Consider the following 8,985-nt stretch of genomic DNA (forward strand, 5'->3'; position numbering starts at 1 on the left):
GGACCGGCGTGGCCCGCCTGCGTGTGGCCTTCGTGCGGTGACGGGCGTGGCTGGCGGAGGGCTCGTCTCCACTTGTCCGCGTGGCCTTGGCATCGCGTCGGACGCGGGTGCCGGAGGGTGCGTCTCCGCTCGCGCCCGGGGCCTTGCTGCCGTGTCGGAGGGGACTGGCGAAAGATCCGCGCCCGCTCGCCGTCCTCCCGCTACCGGGCCGGACGCGGCTGCCGGAAGGGCCGCGTCCGCCCACCGCGTCACCCCGTCGTCGAGCCGGACGCGGGTGCCGGAAGAGCGCACCCTCCGGCTCACCCACGTCACCCCGGCCCCCGGGCCGTCGCACAACTCGCCCCCCGGTACACCCCCAGCCCCCGCCACACCGCCTAGGGGCGGTTAGGGGTCCGGTGGCGGGGCGGGGGCCGTTAGCGTCGGCTGCGGAACGTGGCGGAGACGGTGAAGGTACCGTGCCCGGCTCTCCCCGGTCCCGGCCGGTGTCCGTGCCCGGCCGCCGTTCCGTCCCGCAGCGAGCAGAGGTGATCAGTGTGTCCCCGGAAGCCAGCGCGAAGGGCACCGTCCCCTTCGGGGAGTACCGGACCTGGTACCGGGTGACCGGTGAGCTCGGCGCGGGACGGCCGGCGGTCGTCGCCGTGCACGGCGGGCCCGGCAGCACCCACGACTACCTGCTGCCGCTCGCCCGGCTCGCCGAGGACGGCTGGCCCGTCGTCCACTACGACCAGCTCGGCAACGGCGGCTCGACCCACCTCCCGGACAAGGAACCCGGGTTCTGGACCGTGGAGCTGTTCGAGGAGGAACTGGCCAACCTGGTCGAGCGGTTGGGGATCGCCGACGACTACGTGCTGTTCGGCCAGAGCTGGGGCGGTCCGCTGTGCGCCCGGCACGCCATGACCGCCCCGCCCGGACTGCGCGGCCTGGTCGTCGCCAACGCGCCCGCCTCCTACCCGCTGTGGCTCGAGGAGATGGCCCGGCTGCGCGCCGCGCTCCCGCCGGGGGTGGAGGACACCCTGCGACGGCACGAGGCGGCCGGCACCTACGACAGCGAGGAGTACCTCGCCGCCATGCGGGTCTTCTACGACCGCCATGTGTGCCGGGTGACGCCCTGGCCCCGGGACTTCCTGTCCTCCTTCATGGAGATCTACAACGACCCCACGGTCTACTACGCGATGAACGGCCCCAACGAGTTCCACGTCATCGGCTCCCTGAAGGACTGGTCGATCGTCGACGACCTGCACCGCGTCCGCACCCCGACCCTGCTGATCAGCGGACGCCACGACGAGGCCACACCGGCCGTCGTCCAGCCGTACCACGACGAGATCCCCGGAGCCCGCTGGGAGATCTTCGAGGAGTCCAGCCACCTTCCGCACCTGGAGGAGCCCGAGCGGTTCCGCGCGGTGCTGACCGACTTCCTCAAGAGCCTGTGAACCGAGAGCTGTGAAAGGGGACTCGGCCATGGCACACGACACCGCCCTCGTCTTCCCCGGCATGGGACCCGTACCGTTCGCCGAGGTGGGCAGGTTCATGGTGGCCGACCCCATCGCCCGGGACCTGGTCGCCGTGGCCGACGACGCCCTCGGCTACTCCCTCGTGGACGCCTTCCGCACCTCCCCGGGCGACTACTCGGAGGCCGCCCAGGTCGCGTTCTTCGTCAACTGCCTGGCCTGCGCCCACTGGGCCGGGCGACACCTCGGGGTGGAACCCGGCATCGTCGCCGGGCCCAGCTTCGGCGAGAAGGCGGCCCTCGCCTACACCGGCGCGCTGGAACTGCCCGACGCCGTCCGCCTGACCGCCGAGATCGCCCGCTGCCTGGAGGAGTACTTCGCCACCGAGCACCGGGACATCGTCACCCTGTCCTTCGTCCGCGCCCCGCGCGACGGACTCGACGCGATCCTCGCCGAACTGGACGAGGCGGGGGAGTGGCACGAGATCTCCTGCCGCATCGACGACGGCTTCTTCATGGTGTCCCTCTCCGAGCACCGGGTGAGCTGGATGGAGGAGCGGCTGCGCGCCATCGGCAGCCTCCCCCTGTACACCATGCGGCCCCCCATGCACGCCTCGGCGTTCCGGCCGCTGCGCGAGAAGGCCGCCCGCGAGGTGGTGTCCCGCTACACCTTCGCCGACCCGAGGCTCCCCGTCGTCGCCGACCAGGACGGCCGGGTCCTGCGCACCGGTGAGGAACTGCGCACCATGCTCCTCGACGGCTTCGACCACCCGATGGACTGGCCGAGCGTCACCACCGCCCTGAAGGACGCCGGCGTGCGCCGGCTGTGCGTCGCCGGACCGGACAGCCTGTTCGGCCGGGTGCCGCGCACCATCCGCCAGTTCGACGTCGTCGCCGCCCAGCCACGGCTGGCGATGACCCCCCGGCGCCGTACCCGCGCCGCCTGAACCCCCGCCCGACTCGTTGGAGGCCCCCATGTGGGACGACCGGTTCGAACACATACTCCGCCCCTTCCTGCCGTTCCTGCCGCCGCAGGAGGAGCTGACGCCGGAGTCCGACCTGAAGGACCTCGGCCTGGACTCGCTCGGCACCGTGCAGCTCCTCGGCACCCTCGAGGAGGACTACCAGGTCCGCTTCCGCGACAGCGCGCTGACCATGGACACCTTCCGCACCGCCGGTGTGCTGTGGGACACCCTGCGGGGCATGCTGCAGAGCACCACGGGCTGACGGGGCGGTCACCGTGGACCCCACCGTGGACGGCACGCTGTCCGGCCGGTTCGCGCGCGGCCTGGCCCTCGCCCCCGACCGGCCCGCGCTGCACGCCGACGGCGTCGATCTCACCTACCGCGAACTGCACGAACTCGCCCTGGTCCGGGCCGGTTCGCTGCTCGCCGGGCTCCCCGGCCGGCCGCCCGCCGTGGGCGTGCTGGCCGGCAAGGGACCCACGGCGTACGCCACCCTGCTGGCCGGCCTGTACAGCGGCGTCACCGTCGTCCCCCTCCAGCCGGCCTTCCCCGCCGCCCGCACCCGGCGGATGATCGAGGCCGCCGGGGTCGGCGCGCTGCTCGCCGACGACGACGCCCTGCCCGCCCTGACCGCGCTGCACGAGGACGGCGTACGGCTGCCGACCCTGTTCGCGCCCGGCGGGCAGCCCATGCCGGCGCTCGCCCTCGACCCGGACAGCGCCCTGAAGGCACCCCAGCCCGCCCGGCCCTCCGACATCGCCTACGTGCTGTTCACCTCCGGCTCCACCGGCCGGCCCAAGGGCGTGCCGGTCACCCACGCCAACACCGCCCACTACTTCCGACTGCTCGACCGGCGCTACGACTTCGGGCCGCACGACGTCTTCTCGCAGACCTTCGACCTCAACTTCGACTGCGCGATGTTCGACCTGTTCTGCGCCTGGGGCGCCGGGGCCGCCGTCGTCCCCGTCCCCGCCCGGGCGTACGCGCGCCTGCCGGAGTTCGTGGCCGAACGGGGCATGACCGTGTGGTTCTCCACGCCCAGCGCGATCACCCTGGTCCGCCGCACCGGCGGGCTCGCCCCGGGCGCACTGGGCTCGCTGCGCTGGAGCTTCTTCGCCGGGGAGGCGCTCGGCTGCAAGGACGCCGAGGACTGGGCCGCCGCCGCGCCGGGCGCCGCGCTGGAGAACCTCTACGGCCCCACCGAGCTGACCATCACCATCACCGCGCACCGCTGGACACCGGGACGCCACCCCAACGACATGGTGCCCATCGGCGCCGTCCACCCCGGCCACGACACCCTGCTGCTCGACCCCTCCGGCCTGCCCGGCACCGGCGACGAAGGCGAACTGTGCGTCGCCGGGCCCCAGTTGACGCCCGGCTATCTCGACCCGGCCGACGACGCCGGACGGTTCCTGGAACACGACGGCCGGCGCTACTACCGCACCGGGGACCGGGTCCGGCGCGCCGCCGGCGGCGGCTGGCACTACCTGGGCCGCAAGGACGCACAGGTCCAGGTGCACGGCATCCGGGTCGAGCTGGCCGAGGTGGACGCCGCCGCCCGCACCTGCCCCGGCGTCGAGGACGCCGTGACCGTGGCCGTACCCGTCGACGGCACCGTGGAACTCGCCGTGTTCCACACCGGCGCGCCCGTGCCGCCCGCCCGGCTCGCCCGCCATCTGCGCGAGCTGCTGCCGGCCGCCGTCGTCCCGCGCGCCTACCACCACCTGGACACCCTCCCGCTCAACGCCAACCGCAAGACCGACCGCAGGAAGCTCGCCTCCCGGGCCGCGGCCATGCGGCAGCCGGCCGGAGGCACACACGAAAGGCGGCAGGAGTCGCAGTGAACGGTCAACCGACAGTGCCGGCCCGCACCGACGCCCGGGTGCACGACCTGCTCGACGAGGCCACCGCCGAGTGCCCCGGCGCCTGGGCGGTCACCGACGGCACGGGCCGCTGGACGTACCGGGAACTGACCGCCCACAGCCACGCCGTCGACGCCTGGCTGCGCGCGCGGGGCATCGGCCACGGCGACCGGGTCCTGGTCCAGCTGCCCAGCACCCGGGAACTCGTCGCGCTGCTGTACGGCACCGCGCGCCGGGGCGCGGTCCTCGTCCCCGTCAACACCGGTATGAAGGACTTCCACCTGCGGGCGGTCGTGGAGAACGCCGAGCCCGCGCTGATCGTCGTCGCCGACCCGGCCGTGGACCGGATCGGCGCCCTGGCCGGCGAGGTGCCGGTCCTCGGGCTCGGCCCGGCCTGGGAGGAGATCACCGAGCTGCGCGAGCGCGAGGTCCGCCCGGCCGAAGTGCCGGTCGGCGCCGACGACATCGCCGTCCTCGTCTACACCTCGGGCTCCACCGCCGCACCCAAGGCGGTGATCTGCCCGCACGGCCGGATGGTGTTCGCCACCGAGGCCATCGGCCTGGAACTCGGCTACCGCCCCGACGACGTGGTGTTCTGCCGCTTTCCGATCTCCTGGGACTACGGCCTGTACAAGGTGCTGCTCACCGCCGCCGGCCGCAGCGAACTCGTCCTCGCCGACGGCGAGTCGGACCTGGTGCTGCTGCGCCGCATCCGGGAGACCGGCGCCACCGTCGTCCCGGTCGTGCCGTCCCTGGCCACCATGATCTGCGCCCTCGCCGCCCGCGAACCCGCCGGCGGGTCCCGGGTGCGCCTGTTCACCAACACCGGTGCCGCGCTGCCGAAGTCCACCGCCGACGCCCTGCGCACCGCGTTCCCCGGCGCCGAGGTGGTCGTCCAGTTCGGGCAGACCGAGTGCAAGCGCGTCTCCGTGCTGCCGCCCGCCTTCCAGGACGCCAAACCCCACTCGGTCGGCCGTCCGCTGCCCGGCACCCGCGCGTTCGCCGTGGACGACGAGGGCCGGCCGCTGCCGCCCTGGCGGACCGGCGAGATCGTGGTCGAGGGACCGCACGTCATGCCCGGCTACTGGCGGGCCCCGGAGCAGACCGCCCGCGCCTTCCGGCCCGCCCCCGGCGGCGGACTGCGGCTGCACACCGGCGACTTCGGCCATGTGGACGAGGACGGCTTCCTCTACTACGAGGGCCGCCGCGACGACATGTTCAAACACAAGGGCGTCCGCATGAGCACCACCGAGATCGAGGCCGCCGCCACCGACGTCCCCGGTGTCCGCGCCGCCGCCGTCCTGCCGCCCGCCGAGGACCGCCCCCTCGCGGTGTTCGCCGAGGGCGACATCGACCCGCACACCCTGCTCAAGGAGCTGTCGCTGCGGCTGGAGCGCGCCAAGGTGCCCACCGCGAGCCGGGTCGTCGACGAACTGCCGCTCACCCAGCACGGCAAGCACGACCGCAAGGCGCTCGCCCGCCTCCTGGAAGGAGCCACCACGTGACCGCCACGGAGCCGACCGGGCGCGACCACCCGACGACCGACGGGCCGGCCGGACGCGACCGTCACACGCGAGCCGCCGAGCTCGCCGGGCGCTTCGGCACCCCGGCCTACGTCTACGACCTCAACCGGGTCGCGGCGGCCCGCGACGACCTGTTCGCCGCGCTGCCCGCCGAGGTCGAGGTGTTCTACGCCGCCAAGGCCAACCCCCACCCCGAGCTGCTGCGCGAACTGCGCACCGGCGGCTGCCGCGCCGAGATCAGCTCCGTCGGCGAACTCGACGCCGCCTTGCGGGCCGGCTTCCCCGGGGACCGGATCCTGTACACCGGACCCGGCAAGACCACCGCCGAACTGGCCGAGGCGCTGACCCGGGGCGTCCGCCTGTTCTCCACCGAGTCCCTCGGCGACCTGCGCCGCGTCGGCGAGACCGCGCTGAAGCTGGGCCTGACCGCCGACTGCCTGCTCCGCGTCAACAACGCCACCGGCGCGGCGGCCACCGGCATCCGCATGACCGGCGTGCCCTCGCAGTTCGGCTTCGACAGCGAGACCCTGCCCGGCCTCGCCGCCGAGCTGCGCGAGGTCCCGGGCACCCGCGTCGCCGGACTGCACTTCTTCCCGCTCAGCAACGCCAAGGACGAGGCGAGCCTGATCGCCGAGTTCCGGCACACGGTCGCCACCGCCGCCGCCCTCCAGCAGGACCTCGGCGTGACCTTCCGGTTCCTCGACATCGGCGGCGGATTCGCCGCCCCCTACGCCGTGCAGGGCGCCCGGCCCGTCTACCGGGAACTGCGCGACGCCCTCGCCGGCACGCTGGACGAGCACTTCCCCGGCTGGCGGACGGGCGCCCCCCGGGTCGCCTGCGAGTCGGGCCGCTACCTGGTCGCCGACAGCGGCACCCTGCTCACCTCCGTCGTCAACGTCAAGGACAGCCGCGACCACCGCTACCTCGTCCTCGACGCCGGCATCAACACCTTCGGCGGCATGTCCGGGCTCGGCCGCATCCTGCCCGTGTCCGTCGAACCCCACGAGTCCGTGGGCGCCGACGGCACCCCGGCGAGCCTGGCCGGGCCGCTGTGCACCCCGGGCGACCTGCTCGGCCGGGGCGTCCCGCTGCCCCCGCTCGCCCCAGGCGGCCTGCTCACCGTCCCCAACGCCGGTGCCTACGGCCCGACGGCCAGCCTGCTGATGTTCCTCGGCCGGCCCGCGCCCGCCGAGATCGTCGTACGCGGCGACGACCTCGTGTCCGTCTCCCGCATCGAGCACACCCGCACCTACGACCACGGACAGGCCCTGTGATGAGCCCCATCCCGAACACCCCCGGTCCCGGCGACCGGCCCGTGCTGGTGGCCGGAGGCATCTCCGACTCCCACACCTGGAACCTCGTCTACCTCCAGCTCCTGCTCGAGGAGCACGGACACCGCGTGGTCAACCTCGGCCCCTGCGTCCCCGAGGACCTGCTCATCGCCGAGGCCCTCGCACACCGCCCCGCGCTCATCGTGGTCAGCAGCGTCAACGGCCACGGTTACCACGACGGCATGCGGACCGTCACCCGGCTGCGCGAACACCCCGCCCTCGCCGCGGTGCCCGCCGTCATCGGCGGCAAGCTCGGCATCGCCGGACCCTGCGGTGCCGAGGAGGTGGCCGCGCTGCGTGCCGCCGGGTACGACGCGGTGTTCGACGACAGCGCCGAGGGCGTCGCCGCCTTCCGGCGGATGCTCGGCGCGCTGCCGCAGCGGGCCCTGGTGTGACCGGCGGCGGGTTCGGCGCGTTCGTGCGCCGGGCTCACGACGCCGGCCGGCTGGTGGTGCAGCCCCGGATGGGGATGAGCAGCCCGCGGCGGATGCGGGCCGGACTGCTCGCCACCCGGGACGCCAGGGCGACCACCGTCGGCACGATCACCCTGGACAGCTACACCCGGGTCGGCGACCTGGAGTCGGCACGCCTGGCCGTCCTGGAGGACGTGGCCCTCAACGGCTACCCGATCGTGAGCCACGACCCGGCCACCACCACGGGCGTCCTCGACGGGATCCACGGCCCCGGGTTCCCGGTCCAGGTCCGGCACGGCTCCGCCGCGCCCCAGGACATCTTCCGGGCGCTGACCGCCGTGGGGCTCGACGCCTCCGAGGGCGGCCCGGTCTCCTACTGCCTGCCCTACGGCCGCGTCCCGCTGCGCGCGTCCGTCGCCCACTGGGCCGCCGCCTGCCGGCTGCTCGCCGCCCGCCGCGAGTCGGGCGCCGAACCGCACCTGGAGACCTTCGGGGGCTGTGTCCTCGGCCAGTTGTGCCCGCCGAGCCTGCTCGTCGCCGTCAGCGTGCTGGAGGCGCTGTTCTTCCACCGGCACGGCATCCGCAGCATTTCCGTCAGCTACGCCCAGCAGACCCATCCCGGCCAGGACGCCGAAGCGGTGGCCGCGTTGCGCCGCCTGTGCGCACACCACCTCCCGGACGCCGAATGGCATGTCGTCGTCTACGCCTACATGGGGCTGTATCCGGAAACGGAACAGGGCGCCTACCGGCTACTCGGGAAAGCGGCCGAACTCGCCGTCGCCAGCGGCTCGGAACGGCTCATCGTGAAAACCGTCGCGGAATCCCGCCGCATTCCCACGGTGGCCGAGAACGTCGCCGCCCTGGAATACGCGGCCGAGGTCGCCGCCCGCACCCCGCGGGCCCCGCTGGACGCCACCGGCACCCAGACCTACGCCGAGGCGTCCGCCCTGGTGGACGCCGTACTGGAGCTGGACGACGACCCCGGTGCGGCCCTGCTGGCGGCGTTCGCCCGGGGACGTCTCGACGTGCCCTACTGCCTGCATCCGGACAACGCCGGAGCCAGCCGGAGTTACATCGCCGCGGACGGCCGGCTGGCCTGGGCCGACATCGGCGGGATGCCGCTGAACGGCATCGCCGACGTACGCCCGGCCCGCGCCGTCACCGCGGCGGAACTGCTCGATTCCCTGTCCTACGTACGCCGTTCGTTCGACGGATACGACCCCCGGAACACCCGGAGCGTCGAAAACGGCCGCCCCTAGGGGTGGTTAAGGGTGTGGCCTTTCCGAGGCCGTCACTACGGTGTGGAAAAAGGTGAGGAAAACCGGTGTCGGCCGAAAGTGGAGATGCGTGGATGAACGGGCCCGGATCCGACTCAGCTCTGGCACGACGGCTCGCCACGGCCGTACCGTCCCGGCACCGCGCGCTGGTGACCGACCTGGTGCGC

General features: G+C 73.7%; 8 protein-coding genes. All 8 read left to right on the forward strand.

Annotated elements, in window-relative coordinates:
- Positions 1 to 533 precede the first annotated feature (533 nt).
- Genes H5J33_RS14455 through H5J33_RS14490 form a run of 8 tightly spaced genes read left to right on the forward strand, consistent with a single transcriptional unit; the run spans position 534 to position 8,800 of the window.
- Positions 534 to 1,430, forward strand: a complete 897-nt coding sequence (locus tag H5J33_RS14455) for a proline iminopeptidase-family hydrolase (protein ID WP_181795317.1) — start codon at positions 534 to 536, stop codon at positions 1,428 to 1,430.
- A gap of 28 nt (positions 1,431 to 1,458) precedes the next feature.
- Positions 1,459 to 2,394 (forward strand): ACP S-malonyltransferase, encoded by a 936-nt coding sequence (locus H5J33_RS14460; protein WP_181795318.1) that lies wholly within the window; start codon positions 1,459 to 1,461, stop codon positions 2,392 to 2,394.
- Between the two features lie 28 nt (positions 2,395 to 2,422).
- The gene (locus H5J33_RS14465) at positions 2,423 to 2,674 is read left to right on the forward strand and encodes a phosphopantetheine-binding protein (RefSeq protein WP_181795319.1); all 252 of its coding nucleotides are present in this window, start codon (positions 2,423 to 2,425) and stop codon (positions 2,672 to 2,674) included.
- A 13-nt stretch (positions 2,675 to 2,687) separates the two neighbouring features.
- Positions 2,688 to 4,256: an AMP-binding protein gene (locus H5J33_RS14470; RefSeq protein ID WP_399552827.1), complete on the forward strand. Its 1,569-nt coding sequence runs from the start codon at positions 2,688 to 2,690 to the stop codon at positions 4,254 to 4,256.
- A complete protein-coding gene (locus H5J33_RS14475) occupies positions 4,253 to 5,779 on the forward strand; it encodes a class I adenylate-forming enzyme family protein (RefSeq protein ID WP_181795320.1) in 1,527 nt (508 codons plus the stop codon). Before H5J33_RS14470 ends, H5J33_RS14475 begins: the two co-directional genes overlap by 4 nt.
- Positions 5,776 to 7,071, forward strand: a complete 1,296-nt coding sequence (locus H5J33_RS14480; RefSeq protein WP_309485403.1) for a type III PLP-dependent enzyme — start codon at positions 5,776 to 5,778, stop codon at positions 7,069 to 7,071. Before H5J33_RS14475 ends, H5J33_RS14480 begins: the two co-directional genes overlap by 4 nt.
- Positions 7,071 to 7,523: a cobalamin B12-binding domain-containing protein gene (locus H5J33_RS14485; RefSeq protein WP_181795321.1), complete on the forward strand. Its 453-nt coding sequence runs from the start codon at positions 7,071 to 7,073 to the stop codon at positions 7,521 to 7,523. Before H5J33_RS14480 ends, H5J33_RS14485 begins: the two co-directional genes overlap by 1 nt.
- Entirely contained in the window at positions 7,520 to 8,800 is a 1,281-nt protein-coding gene (locus tag H5J33_RS14490) for a methylaspartate mutase (RefSeq protein WP_181795322.1), read from the forward strand. Before H5J33_RS14485 ends, H5J33_RS14490 begins: the two co-directional genes overlap by 4 nt.
- Positions 8,801 to 8,985 lie beyond the last annotated feature (185 nt).

The sequence above is a fragment of the Streptomyces sp. WELS2 genome (genome assembly GCF_013870595.1).
Lineage (GTDB): Bacteria > Actinomycetota > Actinomycetes > Streptomycetales > Streptomycetaceae > Streptomyces.

Bases quoted from the DNA above. Each gene is read 5' to 3' on its own strand.
- H5J33_RS14465 (WP_181795319.1), top strand. From the start codon at position 2,423: ATGTGGGACGACCGGTTCGAACACATACTCCGCCCCTTCCTGCCGTTC.
- H5J33_RS14460 (WP_181795318.1), top strand. From the start codon at position 1,459: ATGGCACACGACACCGCCCTCGTCTTCCCCGGCATGGGACCCGTACCG.
- H5J33_RS14485 (WP_181795321.1), top strand. From the start codon at position 7,071: ATGAGCCCCATCCCGAACACCCCCGGTCCCGGCGACCGGCCCGTGCTG.